This is a genomic window from Metabacillus sp. B2-18, assembly GCF_021117275.1.
Lineage (GTDB): Bacteria > Bacillota > Bacilli > Bacillales > Bacillaceae > Metabacillus.
On the sequence record NZ_CP088245.1, the window covers coordinates 2,442,980 to 2,465,593 of the forward strand.

Here is a 22,614-nt window from a genome sequence, read left to right on the forward strand (position 1 = left end):
GATATTATATTAAGAGGAAACTCAAAGAGGGTGTATCAAACTATTGGTACACCCTCTTCCTTTATTATATTCTTTCAGATAATGGTGATATTTCAACTACACTTACTGTAGGTTTAGATAATTCTCCATTTGGCATAATAACAGGCCCATGAACAATACACTGTCCTTTTTTTAATTCTGAAAGTCTTTTTTCCCAATGTTTTTTTTCTGACTGATCATTCGCAAGGCTTGTTGCAATACTTGAAATCTCCTGTTCTGGAGGAGAAAAGTAAATTTTTTGAGATGAATTTTGCAGTCTCGCTAACTCATCACTATCTAGCTGTGATTTTAAGAATTGTGTAGCATACCAAGCAGACCACCCAAACTTTCGTCCTTCAGTTAATATTCTTGCTGATGGAGATTTTTCTGTATGATCTAAATTTTGTGCTTCATCTAATATTACAGGCATTGGTTTGTTTTTATTTCCATAACGGACTGAATAATTCCATAAATCCCATAAAATAAATTCAGTAATAATAAGTTGAACATCTCTTGGATATCCAGTTAGTTGAATAACAAAAACCTCTCCATCACTATTTATTACATCATTCCATTGTATTGGATTTTTATGGGTAAATGGATTACGGTCAATTAAAGGGCGAATTTGAGAAAGAGCTGTTTTAGAATAATTAGAGCCTTCCTCTTCCATTTCATCTTTTAATTTTAATAAACTCATTTCTTCTCCATATTTTTCTAATCCGCTTAGTGTTGCTTCATAAATAGCGTTTTGTTGTTGAATCCCTAGACTTTTATACACCGCTGAAAACACACTTTTAATTCTCTCTGCTACATCTGTATTTGATTCAGGTAAAGTTAATCCACCGATATCTCTTACATTTTTTTGGAATGGATTTATAGGCAATTGATCACTATAAACAATTCTCTGTTTTAATTTATCTCCTAAAGAATCTACAAATTCCTGCTCAAGTTGGTTTGGAAGAAAACCTTCTGTGTAGTCTACAACGATACTAGGAATTCCCTGTTTTGATTTTTCTAATAAAAGACATTGCATAAAATATGTCTTCCCTTGACCTGACTTACCAGAAATAAGCAGGTGTCTATTTGCAAGTCCTTTATTTCCGTACTCCCAAAAAATTTCTTTGTTTGAATTCTCCGCTTTTCCTAGAAGAATTCGTGAATTTTCTATATTTAAGCTTTGAGTTTTATCTTCTGCCAAACTATTATCAGTTTCAGAAGTAGGAATTATCGTCTCACCATGGTATCCCGGTTCTTGTTCATTCTCATAGTTTTCAGGTGAATCAATAATATTTGTAATATTTTTATTTACTTCCTCTTCTTTACCCTCTTTGTCTTCCGTCTTCTTGTTTAAAGGATTGTAGACATATGATAATAATGCTTCTTTTACAAAATCATTTTCTTTAGTTTGAATCCATTTATGCATGTCTTCAATAGATTGAACTAAACCTAGATATCCATCAGTTTCAGTTAATCCAAGTAAAGTAATTCCTTCATCTAAATAGGCACTTCTATAATAAGCATCACGTTGAAACGAGAGTATTGCACCTTCTCCAATGTATGAGTCTAACTCATCAGATACTTCATATTGGTCCTTATATAACTTTTCAAGAATAAAATCAGATAGGTAATAATCTTTATCATCCCAAAGACCACTTTGTGCTATTTTTTTAGCATTAGAAATAAATAATTGGACAAAAAAGTTTCGATAAAACTTGCTTGTGAATTTCTTTGACTCACTATCAATTATTACCTCTTTAAAAAGTTTTTTTGTATGCTTGACTTGATTTCTTGCTTTATCTAAAACATCATTTTTATTTATCCCTATTTTAACTTCTACTGGATAAAAGTGTATTTTAAGGTCTTCATTTCTTTTTTCTAGACCAATAAGTAATAAATCATCACTATGACTACCCTTAACTCCTAAGTTTTTTGCAGTAAAAACACCTTCAGATTTATTTAAGCTTACAGCCCCTGCTACACGTAATATTTCTTCTAGAGAAACCGGTACCCATAATATATTTTCATTATCGAAATAAGACAATGAGAATTTAATAGCAGAAACTATACTTAAAACCACTCTCCATTAAAAGTATTAAAGGCTTTAATAGTATTTATAACATTTTCATCTGATCCTTCTACATTTTTCTCTTTTAAAAACTCACTAATTACTGAAAAGTACTGATTTGATTTATCTGTTACTGTAATTGCATCATAGCGATTTGAAGAAGAATACTGATCACTATAATGAATTACTACGAGATTTTTTCCATACTCGTTAAAGAATGAAAGATCAACACTTGGATCAACAAATGTTACCCAATAAGATGAGTTGAAAATCTTTTCAAGTGTTTCATCATCAGTAGTAGTGGTACGAGAAAAAATTGCCTCACCTTTATGGTACGCATCATTTCCTTCATTTCGTAAGTTGGCAGCAAGTTCGTTTAAGTAATAAGCTGTTTGTGTAAGGATGTTGTTCTCTTCAATTTCATACGCTTTTGTACCAAATCCACTCCTATAATTCTCTTTACCTTTCATAGATGAGAGTGAAGAATATAGCCCGTTAAGTGATAATCCTGAGTTCATATCTGACATTGGCTGTAATGCAAAACTTTCTTGAGCTTGCATTTTATAAAACGAGATGTGCGCATATTTATAATTATCTCTACTTTTAAAGTAAGATAACTTTTCTCTAATAAACCTTAATATGTCATTTGGTTCCATATCTTTCACTTTTAAGCTTACATTAAAATGGTCTTCAAATTGCTCAATGGTTTCTATTCTAGAAAATAAATCAAATGCACTCTCTTGTTCTTCATTGTACAAAGTTATTTCCACTCTTTTAATTGCGTCTATACCCTTAGCCTTAAGGCGTTTTATCATCCAGTTAATAATGCCTCTAAAAATCTCATGATCATTCACAATATTTATAACATTAATTTGTAATGGAGCTTTTGAATTATCAATAAATAAGTAACTAAAATGATCTTCAAATTGTTGTAATTTATCTTCAATTACTTTAGCTAAATATTGATTGGCATCTGAAACAGATACCTGATTAACTGGTTTAAATGCCATCCACTCAACTGCTGATTGCTGGTAATCTGGTTTATATAATTGTTCTCCATTATTGTATATATAAATGAAAGGAAGTAAGCTCTCAGGTGTTAATCTGTTAAGGATACTATTATCTACTTCTTCACTCGAGAGGTCGTCATTTAATTTTATTTGGTATGCTACAATTAAGGGATGAAATGGAGTTAAATAGACAATATTTGTTCCAATAACAGTTCCAAGTTTAAATAAATCTCTTCCTTTACTCCCTGCTTCATCACGTTCATCAAAGGATTTTATTTCATTTATATATGCTTGAACATAATCTTTTGCTCGTAATTCAAGTTCAGAGTTTAGAAAACATAAACTAGGAATACTATTGATTGTCTTAAAATATGTTATATACCGACTATATGCTTCTCTTAGCTCTTCACTAAGCTTGATATTCTCTTTGGTTAGTTCGTCTGCATCTAACCTTGCACATCTAAACCCTCCGTCGAGCCATGTAGATTCCCAATTAAAAAACTGTCTGTATTCAGCGTGAAAATAATACTCACTATTACCAAATATGAGTTTGTTATTATTTAATTCAAAATTCCTTTGTTTTTCTCTTTTTAGCTTCCAAATCCTTGCACCAGTTATTGGAGTAGACTCAGGTAGTTCATTCTTAAATAATAAGGGAACAACCCCATTTGTATTTAAATCTTCAATATAAAACTGTAATTCATCTTCATCATTAAAAGCTTCAGGTTGAGGTAATAATAAAAGTTGTTCATCTCTGTCAAACTTAATTATTTGGTTATTTTCAGTTATTTCTATTTCTTTTCTATTAAAACCTTGTCCAACAGAAAGTTGACTTTCATTTGTGTTTATTTCAATAAAATTAAGTTTTGAGTTAACCATATAAGTTGTTTTAAATGGTTCTAATAAATCTGCTTCAATTGGTAAAATGACAATTGAAAATTCAGCTCCTAGAGATGCCTTATTATCGTGTTTGTAAGAAAACTTTGCAAAAGTAGGATTTGTTTCATTTGCCGTTAAGGTTAATTGTATGTTTGTATTTCCTACTTTTTCAGTTATTAAGCTTTTATATGTGTTCTGTACCTTAAAGAATTCTTTATAAAGTTTTTTATCCTTCCCACCTTCAAAAGTAAAAGAAACTTGAATATTAATCTCTTCTTTTTTGTGGGGATTAAATATAATGATATGCCTTTTACGATTTCCCGCACTAGTTTCTTTTTCAGCCTTATCCCAGAACGCTAAATTATCTTTTACAGTAACTTCTTTAAGAAGGACTTTTGTTTTTTTCTTTAAAAATAAATAATCCTCATGGAATTTGTTTACCTGAGAAAAAGGTACTTCTGTCCACTCTTCTTGTTTTAATTTGGTTATACCTTCAGAAGAAAAGTTTTTTTCAAGCTCTTCCTCTGCATTTAAGCCAAAATCATGAATCCTTCTTACATTATCAAATAAATCCCTGTTTAGATTTAATCTTTCTTTTAACCGATTCCCAGTAAAGGTCGATAGATCTTCATCCTTGAACAATCCAAATTTTTTATAATCAACACTATCAATTGTCCCTTTGGCAAGTGTTGAGAAAATATCTTCAAAATCAAAGAAAGTAATTTGTTGAAGAGCTAGTTCTTTAATTAATCGATCTATATTATCAAATAAAATAATTTTCTCTACTTTGCTTAGAACACTGTCTTCAATATCATCTTTTATTTTTTTATATAGGGTATTAGGATGTAATGGCATCCCTTCTTTTTGCAGGTCACTACTTCCACCAAGTATTGAGTCTAATTGTTCAGAGACTATACTTAATAATGCCGTATTTTTCCATACACCTTTTTGTTCTCCCACTTGGTTTCTTAAAGTTACTAAAAAATCAGGCTTAACAGTTTCAGATGTAGAAGCTATTACTAATTTAATACCATTAACTTCAATATTAAAGGTTTTATACGGTTCACCAAGCTCATGTTTATACGTAAATTCAGCTACATTTTCTTGATTATATAAAGTTGATATTAAATCTTTTACATCTTCATCTTTATCAAGATGTAAGTAATAACGGTCGCCTGCTTTTACGGATGTTTCTTTAAAATACTGTAGTATTATTTCTACTATATAATTATAAAATTGGTTTGACATACTGAGCATCACCACTATCACTTTTTTTATCAATTAAGTTTTGTGAATCTAATAAATCAATAATTTCCTTTTTCGAATACCGGTCGAAAATAACACCTCTAAGTTCAAATTCGTCAAATAACTGATTTAAAGGTATTCGCTTATCCTTCACACAGACTGCTGTTAACATCAACAATGATTCATGGTTTAGATTTAGGATAGGACCTAAGCTTCCCCTGTTTTTAAGAAACAGGTTGGCTCCTAAATCCTCGATATTTTGTCCAAACTTTATACATACTTCTGTGCTCATTCCTTCTTTTAGACAATTAAAGAGTATTTGAAATGCCTCAGAAATTGTTGATGAATTGTCTTTATTTTCAAGTCCTCTCCATTCGCAATAAGTTGCAATCCAATTCTTTAAACTAGTTAGAAAAACTTGTTCAGAAGAATCTTGAACATACTCATTTAATTGAACATAGTTCATGAATGGTAATTTCCCAAAACTATTTTCAGGATTAAATGTATTATGGCTTAGTTGAGACATTGTGTGTATATGGACAAATAAGTTACTTTCTTTTTCTCTAACCCTTTTAAAACCTTCTAATTCATCAGCAGGTTTTCTTCTTTTATTTAAAGACTCCCATTCTAACCCAAAAAATAAAGGATCAACTTTTGAGTAATCTGCCTTATCAAATCTATCGAACTTCAACACTAATTGACATGCATAGATAAAGGTATAGAAATGTGTTAACAATGAAAAAGTTTTTAGAAAATAATCTTTATGGTGACTCAAAAAAATTAAATCCTCTTGATATAGTTGAGTTAGGCAAGGCAATAAAGGTTTGTATTGTTTTGTATAGCTTTCTGATTTAAGATCTTCTAAATTGTCTATTATTAACTCAGTTAATATATCGTCTCCACTCTTATCATTAAAAATCTGTTTTATGTCATTATGATCTTGAACAAAAACATCCATCATGAATTGTGCATATTTTCGTAATTCATTTTCATTACTACTATTAGAGAATGGTATGTAATTGAATAAAAATGGATGAATAGGATTTATTCTTTTTTCTTTATTATATAAATACTGCTCAATAAATCGTTTCAAATCATATTCTATATCGCTATTTTCACATTCAACTTCAGAAACAATTTGTTCAATAAAAGGATTGTCCTCTTCAAATAGCGCATCAGGATCTTTCTTAACTTTATTTAATTTTAAGTCACATATCCGACGAATATATTCTCCAAGTGTATCATTAAAATGTTCACGGATAACCCTTGTCCTTTTTGATAAAAAAGGGATAACATCCATAGTTTGTCCTACATCATGCTTATTTTTCTTTTTTAGTAAATCTTCTAAGTATTCAACATTTAAAACCTTTTCCATGAATAATTACTCCCTTTCAAAAACAAAAGCACCAAAATCGTCTTTTTTAAGCTTGTAAAAACGATTGTCGTTTGGAAAATGGACCAACATTTCTTCCTTCTTATTTCCAAAACTCATAACCTTTTCAATGAATTCTACAAACTTAATAGCTTCTTCATAATCTTTTTTATTTGGACAATATCCTTCTTGAACTCTTAGTAGTAACTGATATAAGGGAAAATCAATGTCTAAGAAGATTGTATTATTCGGATCGCCATTATGGTGAGCCATTGAAATATTAGATCTAAATGACTCTAATATCTCATTACTATTGAATTTTAGATGTTCGATTGATGGCCTTAAATTTAATGATTGTGCTAATCGGAACTTTCCATTAGGATTATTAATATAGATATAATTTTTAACAGGTGATCCTTTCCATTTAAATAGTGCATCCTTTACTTCATCATAATAATCCCTTATGCCACGTCTATTTCCAGAATTAAAAAAGTATAAATTCTTAGCAAAATCTCTATATACTTTGTCATAAATATCTTCTGCAAAATCTGAATTTGTTAGATAAGCAAGTCGAATTATTGCTTCTGACAACTTATTCATCGTATATTCTGACAAATCAGGGTTACTTAAAAATAAATCTAGCCATTTAGTGATATTAAGTCAATTATTTTAAATTATATTCAATCAGATAAGTCAAAAAAAATCCCTGTCTCATCCTTTGTTAAGAGTAATGTTCCAAAAAAATGAGGTTTATGGTTCATTCTTATTGTATAATCATGTCCAAAAGAATCTGTTACAGTTTGTTTAAAATCAACCCATAATTGCTCAAGTTCATTATCTGTCCAAGCATAATTCCTTTGATAATCTGGTACTCTAAACTTTTTATTACCGGAGGTCAAAAATGTCTTTAAAGTATGTTCTTTTGCACTAAAAAAATCAATTGGTTCAATCATTTTTCCTACTCCTCTCAAAAATAATGTTTCAAAAAAATTTTACGAAAAAAATCACGAGTTAATTTATTAATTTATTTAAAACCATTTCCTGAATCTCCTTCGTATTAAACGGAACAATTACATTCTCTGCCAATTCCCTTTTATCTTCTAGCAATTGATGCATTAATTCTTCAACAGTACCTTGCGGGAAGTTATCATTATCCGTAGTAATTATCTGATAGACATAGACATCTTTCTGTTGTCCAATTCGATACGCTCGATCTGTTGCTTGATTTTCAACAGCTGGATTCCACCATCTGGTATAGTGAATGACATGGTTTGCACTTGTAATAGTTAAACCTACACCTGCAGCTTTTGGTGATAATAGGATAATCCCGAATCCAGGTGATTGATTAAAGGCTTGAACGACTGCTTGTCTGTTTTTCGTATCTCCATCAATGACAGGCACTGAAATTCTATATTTCTGCATGAAGATTCTTTTAAAGATGGAATGTAGTTTTCTAAATTCTGTAAAGATTAGTACTTTTTCATCTTTGGCTTTGACCTCTTCAACGATTTCTAGTAGTTTATTAAATTTAGGAATTTCTTTTATTTCTAACTCTTCATATTTTGGTATAACGACTCCAGGATGTCCGTATAATTGACGGAGTCTCATTAACATATTTAAAATCGCAATTTGCCCTGTTTCTTTTGTTTCTAACATGGAGTTAGAGATGGATTTTTGTGTTCTTGATGCTTCTACATAAAATGGTGCTGTTAAATACTTCTTCGGTAACCGTTTATCTAGTACTTCACTTTTCGTTCTTCTCATATAAAACGGTTGAATGGCTTTTAATAATCCATCGTAATCTCCTGATTCAGCAAATCTTTCTCTAAATTGACGTAATGAACTTAGTTCCCCTGGTTGCACAAAGTCCATGATTGACCATAGTTCATCTAAACTATTTTCAACTGGGGTTCCTGTCATCGCTAATCGGAAGTCTGATTGCATAGCACGAAGAGCTCTTGATCGTTGACTTGAATGTGATTTTACATTTTGGGCTTCATCACAAATGATCGACTTGAACTTTACTTTGCCTAATAGTAGTTGATCAATTTTTAATGTGTCATAACTAGTGAAGACTAGATCATAACCATCAATGACTTGAGAAGACTTAATTCTACCGCTTCCTCTGTGAATATATATACTGTTCGATAAAGAAGGCGCGAATTTCTTTATTTCTTCCATCCAGTTTTCAATAAGCGCAATCGGAAGGACCACTAGGGTTGGTTTTAACATATTACGAGATTGCTGGTGTAATAGAAATGAGATCACCTGAATCGTTTTCCCTAATCCCATGTCATCTGCTAGTAATCCACCAATTCCCTTTTTTTCTAAATGACATAACCACTGAAAACCTTCAAGCTGATGTGGGAATAAGTCTGCTTTTAGTGATTCAGGTACTTGAAATTCTTCTAGTGCTAATTCATTTTTTGTATCTATTGAGTAATCAAGTTCTTGTTCATTATCTTTAATATCAAGGACATACTTATTACTCAATTTAGCTTCTTCATCAGCTGGAATGTCTAAGAGGTTTTTTCTTAATGTTGGATCAAGGTAAATCCATTTTCCTTCGTGTTCAACATACTGTTGATCAGGGTATTGTTCCATTAAGCCGCTAAGAAACTCTTCGTCATACGGAACATACTGGCCCGTTTCTGAATCAAACCATTGGAAACCAGATCCACCTGTGTTGTATGGTGCCACTCGCTCTATTGAAACCAATCCCCTTACACGATCTGAGAAGGTTTCAAGATCGAACTGATAATCATGTTCCGGCAGAACCGCCGATGGATTTTCAAAAAATAATGGAACTTCTTCACCTGTGATATGTCTCTTCTGTGATAACTTCTCCATATCTTCTTGAACAGCTTGTGTTTTCACATATCGATTTCTTTTTATGCCTTCTTTGAAACTTGTAACAGTAGATGGAGAGTTTAAATGAAGAGTCTCTTGTTCATTTACTCCAGAAGGAATTAATTCGATATGATCATGGTTATGAACCTTAATATCGATATCGTATTTGCCGACAACATGATAATTTTCTGTTTCTAAGAAATTCTCTAGTTGGATCCCTGCTTCTTTAGCTAATTGCTGGGAAATCCCGATCTTCTGATATCCATTTTCATACTCTTCCCGCATTGCTTTTTTCAATTTATATATGTTTTCTGGAAGTAGGTGGAGGCCATTTTCAATTTCATATAATGCACCATATTGCTTCCCGATTCGATCTATATTTTTCCCTTCATTATTATGAAGTCGTATTGACAGATCAGCCTCATCTGCTAAGGATTTTAGGGAAAGTTCTCCGGATAGTTGATCTGGATTGATCGGTAACCCTAAATTAGATAAAATATCTACTCCATCTTCCTCTTTGAGTACATCATAGTAACTTTCATACGGAAGAAATGAGTTTTCAACTATACCTAGTTCATAGAGCTCTTCCCATGCTACATATTTCATAAAACCTTCAAGTCGATAACAATCTTCAATTTGTTCTTTCGTTAATGGGACTTCTAATGGTTGAACATTTTTACCTTCAATTAATTCAAATAAAATTTGTACACCAGTTTCTTTAGGTACAAAGTTAACCTTCATCTCTTTCTGCTTCTTTTTGAAGAAGAGCATCTCTGTCTACCTCCCAACCAAGTTCATCACTTAGCCAATCATCAAATTTACTTTGCCAATCACCTACATGTCTCAACCAACCACCAGAGACGATTTCCCATTTATCCATTAATTCGCTTCTTTTCACTTCTTTAGGAGGTATCCATGACCCATCTAGTCTCTCTTTTTCTGCTAACATTTTATCTACTTTAGGTTGGAAATGTTTGTTAAAGGTACTTGTTTTATAAATATATACAGCTCCCGTACCTAGTACTTCTATTACTACCACATCTGAAAAATACATAATTAATGTTGATTTTCCATCTGTTACAACTACATCTTCTAGATTAACAATAAACTTCTCCCAATACTGAAATCGTTCATGATCCTTATTAACCTGTCCAAAGAAGTCTTTTATCTCAAGTTTTAATATCCAATTTGCAAATCGCTTCTTCTCTTCTTCACCAACATACTTCCAAAGCATTGGTTTACGTCGATAAGTCTTTAACTTCTCAAAAACCAGCTTCCCTAAATCTTTCACCTGGTTTAATTGACAATTCCTAATTAATCCATCTGCCATCTTTTGTTGCTCTTCATTTGTTGCTTCTTTAAAGTATTTTTTATAAAGTTCTTTTTCTTTAATAAAGAAATCTTGATCAGCAAAGTTGAAGACATCCATTAATACGAGTTTATATAATGGAAAGTTTTCGGTTAAGTAAAATGACTCTAGAACACTTAGAAAGTCATTTTCACTATAATAAGCCTTTTCTGCTAAGTGATGAACTGGGTCTTTGCTTAAGAGAAAATCACGCCACTCTATTGATTGCTCATTGTTAAAACGTTTCTCAATCCGATCTCTATGAGAAACATAAGAGTACTTCATTACATTCCAAATTTCATCAAGATTACACGTTTGATAGACGGTATCAACAAGTACTCTAAACGTTCTTTTGTCAGTAGCAGCATTATTCTGCATGATCTTAATTAACCCTTTTTTCGCTTCATCATTGAGTTCATCTGAATATAAATTAGGAACTAAAAGTTTTTGTCTTCGAGAGAGTTTCTCACTCCATTGAACAAATTCTTCTACTTTAGCAGTTTTCACAGATTCAAACTTTTTTATTAATGTTTCAATATCAGATTCATATTTTGTATTAGGATCTTCAATTACATGAGATAAAACCTGATTACGATTATCCCGCAACCAGGTTTTTAATGATGTTGGTTGATATTCATATCTCATTTATCCTTCACCAACTCTTCAATCGCTTTTATTGCCTCATCGTCTTTCAGTCTGAATAAAAACTCAACACGTCTTGAACGGTCAGGATCATATTCACCTTTGTCGTTTGTTAAAGGTTGATTAAAACTTCTCCCATTTGCTGTAATATATTTTTGTGATAGTGACTTTTCTTTAAAATCAGGAAAATCTTTACTATAGATATATTCTAATACTGAATACGCTCTGTCTTGTGATAATGCCATATTGTACATATAATCACCTTTTTTATCTGTGTGTCCTTCTATCATGACGCTAGAAATCTCATCTTTAAAGCGATCTTGTAAAAGAATTCCTAAATAGGCTGGGATAAATTCTTTCAAAAACCCTTCACCTTTTGCAGAAATTTCTGATGAATTTGATTCAAATAGAACACTACCTGGAAAGCGAATCGCACCTGTTTGTTGGTCAATTTCGATCGCCATATTTGATTCTTTAAAAGCTTCTGTTAAGGCTTTTATAATCTCTGTTTTCACATTGACTACTTCTTCAATTTCTTTTTCTTTTTGCTCTAGTAATTCACGATAATCAAGAATAACTAATGTTAAAAGTAGAGCAAAAACCATTAACATGGCACTCATTAAATCGGCATAAGACATCCAATAGTTGACTTGTTCTTTTTTCCGATATCTCACTCTTATGCGCCTGCCTTCGCCTTACTAATTTCTTCTGATAAGTCTTCTAACGTATCGATGAAGTCTTTTTGAACATCACTGAATTGGTAAACCAACTGACTTACTTGTTTTACAGCATTTGTTAATGTTTCATCGAAGTGGTGATATGTTTTTGAAAGACCGTTATCAACGTTCTCACTAAAGTCCTTTACTGATGTGTTAAGTGTTTCTCTAGTTTGCTCAAATTGTTCTCTTGTTGTAGTCCAGCTTGTTTTCATCACATCTAGTTGATTTGTCATTTCGTTCATATAAGACTTCGTTGTAGCAAGAGCTTCTTCTACTGTCTTATTCGTATTTGTTTTCATTTCAACTAGTTCTGGTAATAATTCGTTTTGTAACTGCTGCATCTGACTTAATTGTTCTTTTAAAGAATGAATGTTACCAACAACATCTTTTAATTCAGGTGCAACTGGTGTTAAATATTCAACTACCTCTTTTACATTTTGTAATAAGGTGTCTGATTCTTTCATCATAGTAGATTGAGTGACTAATGACTGAGAGAAACGATCTGTCATATCTTTAAATGAGGTACTTAAACTCTTGGAAACAGTAATTACTTCATCCATTAGATTTTCGTATTTAGTTTCTATAGCAGAATTGAATTCTTTAAACCGCTCTGTAAGTCCGTCGTACTTTTCCGCAAGGGATTGATTGCTTTTCATCACTTCTTGCTGAACCGGTAGCTGTTCTTGTGTTAAATGTTGAATTTGTTGGAATGCTCCACTTAATCCTTCCATGAAAGATGAAGCCTCTTTATAGCTACTTCTCATTTGATCGAGCTCAGATGTCATATTTTCAAATTGAGCAAACATCTTTTCCGTTCTTTCAAGTGTTGTTGATTGCGTTTGTTCAGAACTAGCAAATTTCTCAACAACTGTATTTACTGTTTGCATCATTTGTTGTTGAAGGTCTTTTGTATCACTGATGATGTTTGTAAATTGAGAAATAGATTGTTGTGTTCCACCTGTAATTTGTTCAACAAGTCGATCAGATATATCATTACTGTTAGACTTTGAAAATTCAATTTGTGTTTCTAATAATTTAGATTGCGTTTCTACACCTGATTGCAGTTTTGAAAACTGATCGTTCAGAGCTCCAAATGCATTTGATACTTGTCCATTTGATTCACGAATTGTTGATACAATTGGCTGCATAGCCTTTTCCAGTGCATCCGTTAATAAAGTCTTTAAATGATCAGCCTGACTTCTTGAAATCTTTTCTAATCGATTTAAGAACAGCTCTTCATCATCCGTACTTAATAGGTAATCCAGCTTCTCTGAATGCCAATCGATCTTTTTATCAAGCTGGCTACTAATTACTCGGTCAAATAAGGTCCATGCAAGAGATAAGAAGACACCAAAAACTGATGAATAAAATGCAACTTTCATCCCATCAAGTAATCCACTAATTCCTGTACGAAGTGCATCTGTATCACCCATGTTTAAATCTGCTAATCCCGTTGATAAACCAATAAATGTCCCTAACACACCAATACTTACATTAATTCCTGCTCCGACATCCATTAAAGGACGATATCCCATATGATAATGCATCACATCAAACCCAAAGAAAGGCTCAACACGGATGCGTTCATCTTCATTTTTTTCTGACACCCTGTTGTAATATCTTGACCATAAATCCTTATAACGCGAGCCCTTAATAATTGAGAAGAGATCATTTATCTCCTGATCAATTTCATGTGCCTGTTTATTAGAACCACGATTTATTTCACTTAGATTCTTTTTTAACCGGTCCATAACTCTCATTTCTTTTACTATTCGTGTAGTTTGAAAGAAACATAGAATAAAGAAAAGAAATAATTGAAAAACTAAAAATATATTTGTAAAGCCCTCTACACCCATAGAACTAATATTTTGGAATAAATCTTCAAAAATACTAAACAAATTGACCCATCCTCTACTATAAAATGACTATTTCTATTTTATAGTAAAAACACTATACCGAACTTGTTTTCGACAAAAACAGACATGGATTTTTATTTCCTGACTAGGAAAATAATGTTTTACACTGAAAAGGCCATATTTTTTTATAATAATGGCCTTTTGTTTCTTTATTTGTTATATAGTCCCAATTGTGAAGAACCAAAAGAAGGGATCCATCTTCACTCACTACTGAGCATTTGTGTTATTTTTATAGTCTGTAGCTCTTTTTGAATATTGCTTATTGACGTAATACTACTCTTGGATCGTTGAGCTAATTCGTTTGGTAGCTTTTGGATATTCTCTATAGACGTCTCTAAATCCTTTTCTAAACTTTCATTTGCCTCAATTTCAGAACTGCCTTCATTTTCCTTCCAAAACTGAAGTACATCTAGCGTATTCTCCCCCATTTCCTGTATTGAATTAATAATCGATCTAGTCTTATTTACGGTAATTAAAACACTTGAAGATAGCTCAAGAACTTTATGAGCTTCTATAGTAGTATTCCTTAAGTCTTCAATCTGATAAATCAAATTTGAGTTTAACTCTTGTTCAATTTGCAATAACTGTTCAATGCTTTTTTCTTTTTGATATTTTTCAAATAATAAATTTATATTTTGATAAGAATCACTCAGCTCTTGTTTAATAACTGTTAAGTTCTCCAAGCGAAATAATATGCTATCAATTTCATCTAGTTGAATCTTTGCTAAAGCTAAATTAGTAGTTATGTTACCTACAACAGGAAAATCAACAAAAGTGTTGACTCCTCTAACGACGGTAATTGCTGAGTCAAATTTGCCTATTGCATCCCTTATAGGAGCTAAATTTTCATTTAACCACTCAACATTTTTAACTAATAAATTTATATCCTGATTGTATTTATCTAGGTCGTTAATTATTTTTGGTAGTTCCTTTTCTATTACTTTTAACGAATTATTTCTAGCTTCATTTACTTCGTTTTTCATAGTATTTAACTCTGTTGGGTCACCAACACTATTGTTGACAACTATTTGACTAGCAGTATATCCTACTAAACCTGAAATTAACATTGATGAAATAATTGTAATTGGAAACAAATATCTATGAAATGCCTGTTTCTGGTTAGATACGGCCCTCTTCTTCTTCTCCACTTCCATATGCAGCTCCTACCTCCTAAATTTCGGAAATTTTTTGTGATTATAACCAAAGTTGACCTATACCCCAATATTTTAATATGTCGAATTATCGACCTTAAATATTATACGACGTTTTTCTTAAGAGATTTTTGTCATAATACTTGCGAATAATTAAATATACTTTTATTTAGTTTAGGACTTGAAAAAGGTCTTATTTAGTGGTTCAATAAATTATTTGTGCTATCTGGATCAGAAAAGTAGCATTTTTTAAAGGAAGTATTTCAGAGTGTTGGGTATACAATAATGAAAGATTCATCCGTTCCTGTATGTAGATTCTTTTACAAAAGAGAAATTATTTATTGCGTAGTATCTAGTCTAATATGACTTTACAAAAAAACCTCTTCCAAACATAAAGTTTAAAAGAGGAATTTCTATCAATTATTTTATAAAATATCATCGAATTCCATCGATACTTTAGGCTTTTCTTGTACAATTCCTTCTAGTAATGGAGATAAAGAATCTTGATAAAATACTTTAACTTCTTGTTGTGCACGTGTTAATAATACATACATTAGCCTTGCATGCAATTCATCCTTTGGAAAATTATCTTCGTTTGCATTAACAATGATCACAGCATCAAACTCCATGCCCTTACAGTAATAAGAAGCCAATACTGAGACAAAGCCTTGTTTGATCTCTTGATCAGGATTAACATATGTCGCATCTTGGTTAAATTGATTCTTTAAATATTCTGCTAAGCTGATTGCCTTTTTTTCATCTTTGTGGATGACTGCAATTCGTTTGTATCTGGTTTTCCACTCATTAATGGTTTGAGCTAAATTCTCAAGTAAGTTTCTTCCTGATGAAACCTCTACGAATGAAACTGCTGGACCACTTCTATTTAATGGCGTAATTGGATTATGGTCTTCCCCATAGTGATTTGCTAATACCACATTGGCAACTTCAATAATTTCTTTTGTTGAACGATAACTTGTATCCAAAGTGAGCATTACATGTTCTTCGTTATGAAAGGCTCTATCCATTAAATTCTCCCAATTGTATTGTCCATAATTGAGAAAAATTGATTGTTCTTTATCTCCAAGAATTGTAACTGTTTTTGTTAGCTTCTGTAAAACAGTATAGTGAATATAGCTTAGGTCTTGTCCCTCATCTATTACGATATGTGCAAACTTTTCCGGAAGTTCAAAAAGTGATAGAAAGATATAGTATATTGGCGCGATATCAAAATACGTTACTTCTTTTAACGAATATCCTTTAAAGAGTTCCAAGGTTTCATCATTAAGTTCATGTTTAAACATGTCAAGCATATCAGATGATAACAGTTGTTTATAAATTTGATATGGATTCTGTATCTCCATGACTTTCTTCCATCTCGTTATTTCCGATTTATGCTCTCTTTTCAATTCCTTTATTTTATACTCTCTCACACGAATAATTTGCTCTTGAACAGTCTTTACTTCAGTGTCGAGAAGACCACCATCATTTAAAAGAAAGTTGTTTGTTAAAACCGCTTGTGTTTCTAGATCATTTATCTTACGTTCCAATACATCCTTAAAATGATTTTCAACATGTTGGATAAACTTTTGAACTCTTTTAATAAATGGATAGTATGAGTACCCCTCATATATTTTGACAAGATCCGAAACCTGTAAAAATTCATCAAAAATAGTAAGATTTCTAAAGCGAGCTTCAAACTGTGTTTGAAGCTGATCAAGAAAAATATCAATAATTCTAAGAAAATCTTCCGACCCTTTAAATTCCGTGATCTTCTTTTCCTTTTTAGTAACACTTGAAAATAAAACATCTTCAAAATAATCCTTAATAGATAATTTTTGTTTACTTGGAAGGAAAGGCTTTAGATGCTCATACACAAGATTATGAAAAGTTGATTGTCGTATACCTTCTAAATTCAAGTCAGGTAAAAGCCCTTCAAATGAACTAATAAATAACTCTGAAGGTCCAAGAATTAATAGATCGCTAGGTTTCAAATGCTTATTATTAAATAAAAGATAGGAAAGTCGATGAAGAGCAATGGATGATTTTCCAGAACCAGCCACTCCTTGAATGACAACATTATAATCGAGTGGTTGGCGAATTGCTTGGTCTTGTTCTTTTTGAATTGTTGCAATAATTTCTTTTAGATACCCAGTAGTTTCACTATTTTCAATAATATCTCTTAAAAAATCATCTGTAACTGTAAGTTCTTCCCCTTTTTCCGTCATTGTAACGTTTAAGTTACTGTTGCTTTCTGCAGCATGTTGCAGAAATTTAATGATCTTTTTATCTCTAATAGTATATTCTCTTTTCATTTGGACATCTACTTCGTAAGAATACTTTGTCCTATTTTTCTCGTCCATGACAGTATATTTTTGTCTGGACTTTCCAGGCATAAAATTGTAGTAAACTGAGGCTATCGGCATTCTCCAGTCAACGACAATAATATCCTCATTTTTATCTCTGACACCTTGTTTTCCAATATAAAAAGTCTCACTTACACCATCTTCAACCATAGTAATACGACCAAAATAGGGCTCAGCTTTTGCTCTTTTTAGTTTTTCTTGGTCACTTTTCCCAAGTTTATAACTTAACGTATCCCCTATTGAATCTGAATGAGATTTAATCAGCTGTTGTTTCTTGTCCAACAACTCCCATATATAATAGGTTTGATCTTCTATTCTTTTTATCGTTTCATCTAAGTTCTTTTGTTCCTTTATCATTTCATTCTTGTTCACTATCAATCACCCCAGCCCATTTGCAGTTTCTTGTGATGTATAAGTCTATTTTACTAGTATATTAAACTCTGTTACATATTGTAAATATTTCTATTTTTCCAGTTTAGTACCAGGCATGTTTTAAAGGTATCTTTTTAATTTTTTCTTAGTCAGCCATTTATGCTATCACAACTAAGTAGAGAGACATAATAAAACTTGATTTTAGACTAGCAGTATGTGCTGTAATCGTATACCTTCTCTTTCTACTAAAGTTCCTTAATATACATTCAATAAAGAAAAAACGAACTCCTCTATTCGGAATCCGTTCTTAAATCATTATGCTAACTGTAACCAGCAACCCGCTTAACAATTAAATAAGTTGATGAATTAGATAACAGGTATGAGGGAACATAAAGAGTTATCTATTTTTGTATTGGTTGGAAGGAACAAATCAACTATTTTTTATCCATGTTTGAATCTTACTTTCTATTAACGTTGCATCCAGACTTCCATCTAATCCATCTTCTGTGATTATCAAATTTCCAAGAGATTCTGAAATTCCTACACTTTCATAATTTGCTCTTTTCTCGTCCCAATGTTTTTTGTAAGATTTATTAATTAGCATTCCAAGATGCTCTAAATAACCAGTTTTACCTTGGTAGCGAAGAGTAAAATCAGGAATATAGGTTTTACCATTAACATCTAATAGTTCTTCATAGGAATACTCAATTTTCATCTTATCTAGTATATTAGCCACAATTACTTCAGACTTTGATCTTACCATTTCACCACGAACCGTTTTATGGATTAATTTTTCTTCAAAGTATCGTTTTTGATTATTAGACTCGATTTCAATGATGTTTGGAATTTCGAATAAGTCCGTATATCGTTGTTTGGTATCCGAATACCAGTCATTCGAATGCTGAACTAACTCTTGAATTGGTAAATCACTTAATATATTTAGTTTTTCTTTTTGACGAGAAAATGCAGTATACAAAAGTTCTTTTGTAACAAGTGAACTTTTACCATCTATGACTACTATGGTTTTACCAAAACCAGAACCCTGTGACTTATGAACAGTAAGAGCATATGCAAGTTCTAATTTAGAGTCACTACTTTCTCCACCAAAATCCGATTTTGTATACGAAAATAATTTTCCTTCAAATGAGCCAAAACGGAATTTATACCAACTAGTATTTTTATCGTTTTTACCATAATGGCTTGGGTAATCCGCCATAATACCAATTTCACCATTTGCAATATACGCTTTCCCTGATGAACCATCCCAGTATTCCTTCTCACCATTTACATTAGATATAACTTTATCTCCATATACGATATTTTGAACAGATTGAGGATTGTTCTTTGACCATGGGTATTTAGTCCATTTTTCAACAGTGTCTTGACGATATTTTTGGTGAAGTTGATTGTTCAAATAATAGCTTCCTGCTCCAATAAATTTAGTAGGAGACAGAACTTGCCAATCTTCTATATGTTTACTAGTTGGATAATTTGTATAGTTGTCTACAGTAGCTCCCAAACTTTTATTGAATCCATCAATATCATCTTCATTTGTCATGCTTGTGACATTTACCAATTCCTCAAAGAACATTTTTTCTAACTCTTCTAAGTCGGTGTATTGAATATATTTAAGACGTTGATCTGTTTGATTGTTTTGAATACGGTAAACTACATCTTTATCGACTGAATCTGAATTAGAGAATATTTGAGCAAATGATAAATCATCACCACCTGAACCCTGTCTCATCTCTGTTTTCAACGTTGCGATCTTATCAGGATAAGCACTCTCTAAATAATTAATCAAATCGACAAATGGACGCCCTGCTCCTATTGGAGGTAATTGATTTGGATCTCCTATAAAGATAATTCTCTCTGCATGAGAATCAACAAGCTTTAGTATGCCAGCAAACATATCTTCAGTCAGCATTGAACTTTCATCGATAATAACTGTTTTGGCAATACTCGAACTAGGTTGGCTTGGCACCTTATAAGTCATTGTGTTCCTATTGAAACCTTTTGAACGAATTAAAAATTGTGCCACAGTCATAAACTCAGCTTCAACATTATTCTTCTTAAATGAATTCTCGAGCTGAACTCTTGCTTTTCCAGTAGGGGTCAATGCTAATACTCCACCAGCTTTAATTTCTTTTGAAGAAGCAAAAATCCCCAATGCTGATGTTTTACCCGTCCCAGCTCTTCCCAATAAGACTGATAATCTAGATGATTCAAGGATTTTTAACGCTGTAGCCTTTTCAACACGAGCGAGTTGATCTTTTTCTTCATTATTTACTTCAAGTTGTCCAAATTGGTCATTAATAATTTCTTTCCAGTCTTGTTCACTCGATAAACTAGTTTCTAAACGGTTATTTACTACATCGACTACCAATTCTTTATAATCTTGATATTCTTTCAGTTTTATGTAAGCATTTTCAACATCAACGTACAATTCACCTTCCTGCAAGAACTCAAGAACACCTTCAATCTTTTCAGTTTGAAAATCCGTTTTTTGATCTAATGGTAATTTATTAATTTCTTCAACAATTTGATCATAGCTGAGTAAAGTATGGCCTTGATTTGCTGCTTGATCTAAAACAAATATCATCATCGCTCTAAATCGACGCTTATCACCTTCCGTTCTCATTTTGGTTGGTTTAGTAAGAAGATACTTATTTTCCACCAACGGATTCACAAACATTGCATTGTCGATTTGAGTAATAGTAACTCGGTGTTCGTCCTTTTCATTTCTTGTAAGTTCGAATAATAGGTATGGGTTTGCAACAATTGCAGCTGCATCATTTTTCAGGTTACCCCAAGCAAAAACAGCTTGTTCAACAGAAAGATTCAATCGAGACAAAAGTTCGAAGTATAGAGTTTTATTTTCATTTCTTAGTAAGCCAGAAAACTCGTCCTCTTTGTCAGCTAAGCTGTCATCCAATTTCTCGTTGCCCGTTTCTTTGTCCCCTGAGAAATATAACTTCAATTCAGAAATCAAGTCGTTTTCAGAAGTATCCACATGATGAGCAACATCGAAACCATATCTAACACCGAAAGCGGATAAGATCGAACCTAATCCTGGGAAAATACCACGTTGGTTCCATACGCTTTTTAATTGATTTTCAATATATTCAAGTTGAACATTAACCCATTCATGATTGGCTACTTTAAGATTGAGTTTAGCTATATTTTTTAATGCCGTTTTCGCTTGATTTAGCACGTCAATAGCCGCATCGTAGCTAACCCATTCAGCTGCATATGAAAATTCCGATCTAAATCCTGCTGGTTCAAATAAAGTCACACTAGACACATCAAAATCAGGATGTTTTTTTACATACTCGGAAATTTCAAGATAAGGCATTAAAAAGCCATCTTTGCCATCAATTCTTATTGAATGAGCTGCATTTGTTTCCCAAATATAATTTTTTTCGTTACTGCTTCCATCAGACTCATACTCATGAATTTCTACATTTGAGACTATATTTCCTATTCCTGCAATTACACGCCGATTATCTTCGACAAATGGAACTTGTTTGTAATATGGAAATATCAATGAGTTATGCGGATTAATTCCGGAAAAGAAGTAATCGAAAATCCCTTTTTGAGATTCTCCATGCGATACCCACGAACTTGACCAGTTCAGCATTTGTTCTGTTTTTTCTAAGTCAAAATGAAAATTGTAATAGTTTTGTTTCTTATTGGCATTATCCTTTAGTGTCCATGAAAAGGGGCGCAATAAGAATGAATAGGGGTCCATCTCAAAAGTTGTTTCTTCGAAATGCTTGAACTTAGCATTTCCCTTTTTATATGGGTGGTTCATTTTAAGTTCCAGCTTGGTATCACTCATGAACGCAGCGTTCTCTGTAATCCAGCTTTGCATTCTTACTGACCCTACTTGTTCGTAACTTTTACCTTTATTCGTTTCCTCAAAATCCAAGTCCCGTGTCGATGCTATGTTAGGGATTACTTGAGCAGCAACATTATACCTTGGGTTATTGTCAATTCGCCCAGTATAATCGTTATCCTTCCACGGAATTCTGGTTGAAAAGTGTTGTACATAGTTTGTTTGTGGTTTAACTTTCTTTTCTTTATCAATCATTTGCCATCTCCTCCTAAACGTCTATCAATAGTACATGCAATTATCGTAAATCGGTCCCCAGAAAAAATCATATGTACCTTTTAAACTCTTTCTCTTTCAGAAAGTGGTGCCTGCCCTCCAGTGCATTTACTATAGTTACTGTCAACACTCTAAAAAAGAAGGAAAGAAAACCGATACTACTACTCTATTTTTAAATTGATGCCATTTTTTAAAATATGTATATGCGCGTTACTTCGAGGTTTTTTATTATGACATGCCAATATCGCTTCAAGTTCCGTCATCAATTTTTTACTTTTTTCCGAATCTTTAGAAAGTTTAACAAACCATATTTTCAACTCTTTTTCAGTGTCTACTCCAGTTTTACTCCTCCCTCTGTTATATCTAGAAGTATTCATATTCTTATAACCGATATATTTGCTTGGTCCGAATAAATTGATTTGAGGAATAAAATACCAGTGCTTAAATTGTGATAATTGCGAAATGACATCGAGTTCTTCACTTAAATCTGTATTGAATTGCTTTATATTAAGGATTACTTCATCTAGAGATGTAACTAATTCATAATCCATAT

Annotated in this window: 13 protein-coding genes; all 13 read right to left on the minus strand. The window is 32.2% G+C overall.

The genetic code is table 11. The features are described from left to right. Positions 1-64: 64 nt before the first annotated feature. A complete protein-coding gene (locus LPC09_RS12315) occupies positions 65-2,095 on the minus strand; it encodes an ATP-binding protein (RefSeq protein ID WP_231309607.1) in 2,031 nt (676 codons plus the stop codon). Beyond that, positions 2,086-5,220 carry a DNA phosphorothioation-dependent restriction protein DptH gene (dptH, locus tag LPC09_RS12320; protein ID WP_231309608.1) on the minus strand — a complete coding sequence of 1,045 codons (3,135 nt, stop codon included), beginning with the start codon at positions 5,218-5,220 and terminating at the stop codon, positions 2,086-2,088. The genes LPC09_RS12315 and dptH overlap by 10 nt, the downstream gene beginning before the upstream one ends. Then, positions 5,201-6,592 (minus strand): DNA phosphorothioation-dependent restriction protein DptG, encoded by a 1,392-nt coding sequence (dptG, locus tag LPC09_RS12325; protein ID WP_231309609.1) that lies wholly within the window; start codon positions 6,590-6,592, stop codon positions 5,201-5,203. Before dptG ends, dptH begins: the two co-directional genes overlap by 20 nt. Positions 6,593-6,598: 6 nt before the next feature. Beyond that, positions 6,599-7,243, minus strand: a complete 645-nt coding sequence (gene dptF, locus LPC09_RS12330; RefSeq protein ID WP_269217440.1) for a DNA phosphorothioation-dependent restriction protein DptF — start codon at positions 7,241-7,243, stop codon at positions 6,599-6,601. A 26-nt stretch (positions 7,244-7,269) separates the two neighbouring features. Beyond that, positions 7,270-7,542, minus strand: coding sequence for a GmrSD restriction endonuclease domain-containing protein (locus tag LPC09_RS12335; protein ID WP_231309611.1), 273 nt, complete (start codon positions 7,540-7,542; stop codon positions 7,270-7,272). A gap of 58 nt (positions 7,543-7,600) precedes the next feature. Further along, a complete protein-coding gene (locus LPC09_RS12340; protein ID WP_231309612.1) occupies positions 7,601-10,210 on the minus strand; it encodes a DEAD/DEAH box helicase in 2,610 nt (869 codons plus the stop codon). Continuing rightward, positions 10,170-11,432, minus strand: coding sequence for a hypothetical protein (locus tag LPC09_RS12345; protein ID WP_231309613.1), 1,263 nt, complete (start codon positions 11,430-11,432; stop codon positions 10,170-10,172). The genes LPC09_RS12340 and LPC09_RS12345 overlap by 41 nt, the downstream gene beginning before the upstream one ends. Next, positions 11,429-12,103, minus strand: coding sequence for an OmpA/MotB family protein (locus tag LPC09_RS12350; protein ID WP_231309614.1), 675 nt, complete (start codon positions 12,101-12,103; stop codon positions 11,429-11,431). Before LPC09_RS12350 ends, LPC09_RS12345 begins: the two co-directional genes overlap by 4 nt. A gap of 2 nt (positions 12,104-12,105) precedes the next feature. Next, positions 12,106-14,046 (minus strand): MotA/TolQ/ExbB proton channel family protein, encoded by a 1,941-nt coding sequence (locus LPC09_RS12355; protein ID WP_231309615.1) that lies wholly within the window; start codon positions 14,044-14,046, stop codon positions 12,106-12,108. Between the two features lie 218 nt (positions 14,047-14,264). Beyond that, entirely contained in the window at positions 14,265-15,218 is a 954-nt protein-coding gene (locus LPC09_RS12360) for a hypothetical protein (protein WP_231309616.1), read from the minus strand. 422 nt (positions 15,219-15,640) lie between these two features. Next, positions 15,641-17,950 (minus strand): HelD family protein, encoded by a 2,310-nt coding sequence (locus tag LPC09_RS12365; protein WP_231309617.1) that lies wholly within the window; start codon positions 17,948-17,950, stop codon positions 15,641-15,643. A 430-nt stretch (positions 17,951-18,380) separates the two neighbouring features. Beyond that, positions 18,381-22,043 (minus strand): AAA family ATPase, encoded by a 3,663-nt coding sequence (locus LPC09_RS12370; RefSeq protein WP_231309618.1) that lies wholly within the window; start codon positions 22,041-22,043, stop codon positions 18,381-18,383. 179 nt (positions 22,044-22,222) lie between these two features. After that, positions 22,223-22,612 (minus strand): hypothetical protein, encoded by a 390-nt coding sequence (locus tag LPC09_RS12375; protein WP_231309619.1) that lies wholly within the window; start codon positions 22,610-22,612, stop codon positions 22,223-22,225. Positions 22,613-22,614 lie beyond the last annotated feature (2 nt).

Excerpts from the sequence above, each read along its gene's own strand:
- dptH (WP_231309608.1), bottom strand. The coding sequence starts at position 5,220 with ATGTCAAACCAATTTTATAATTATATAGTAGAAATAATACTACAGTAT.
- dptG (WP_231309609.1), bottom strand. The coding sequence starts at position 6,592 with ATGGAAAAGGTTTTAAATGTTGAATACTTAGAAGATTTACTAAAAAAG.
- LPC09_RS12335 (WP_231309611.1), bottom strand. The coding sequence starts at position 7,542 with ATGATTGAACCAATTGATTTTTTTAGTGCAAAAGAACATACTTTAAAG.
- LPC09_RS12340 (WP_231309612.1), bottom strand. The coding sequence starts at position 10,210 with ATGCTCTTCTTCAAAAAGAAGCAGAAAGAGATGAAGGTTAACTTTGTA.
- LPC09_RS12345 (WP_231309613.1), bottom strand. The coding sequence starts at position 11,432 with ATGAGATATGAATATCAACCAACATCATTAAAAACCTGGTTGCGGGAT.
- LPC09_RS12360 (WP_231309616.1), bottom strand. The coding sequence starts at position 15,218 with ATGGAAGTGGAGAAGAAGAAGAGGGCCGTATCTAACCAGAAACAGGCA.
- LPC09_RS12370 (WP_231309618.1), bottom strand. The coding sequence starts at position 22,043 with ATGATTGATAAAGAAAAGAAAGTTAAACCACAAACAAACTATGTACAA.
- LPC09_RS12375 (WP_231309619.1), bottom strand. The coding sequence starts at position 22,612 with ATGGATTATGAATTAGTTACATCTCTAGATGAAGTAATCCTTAATATA.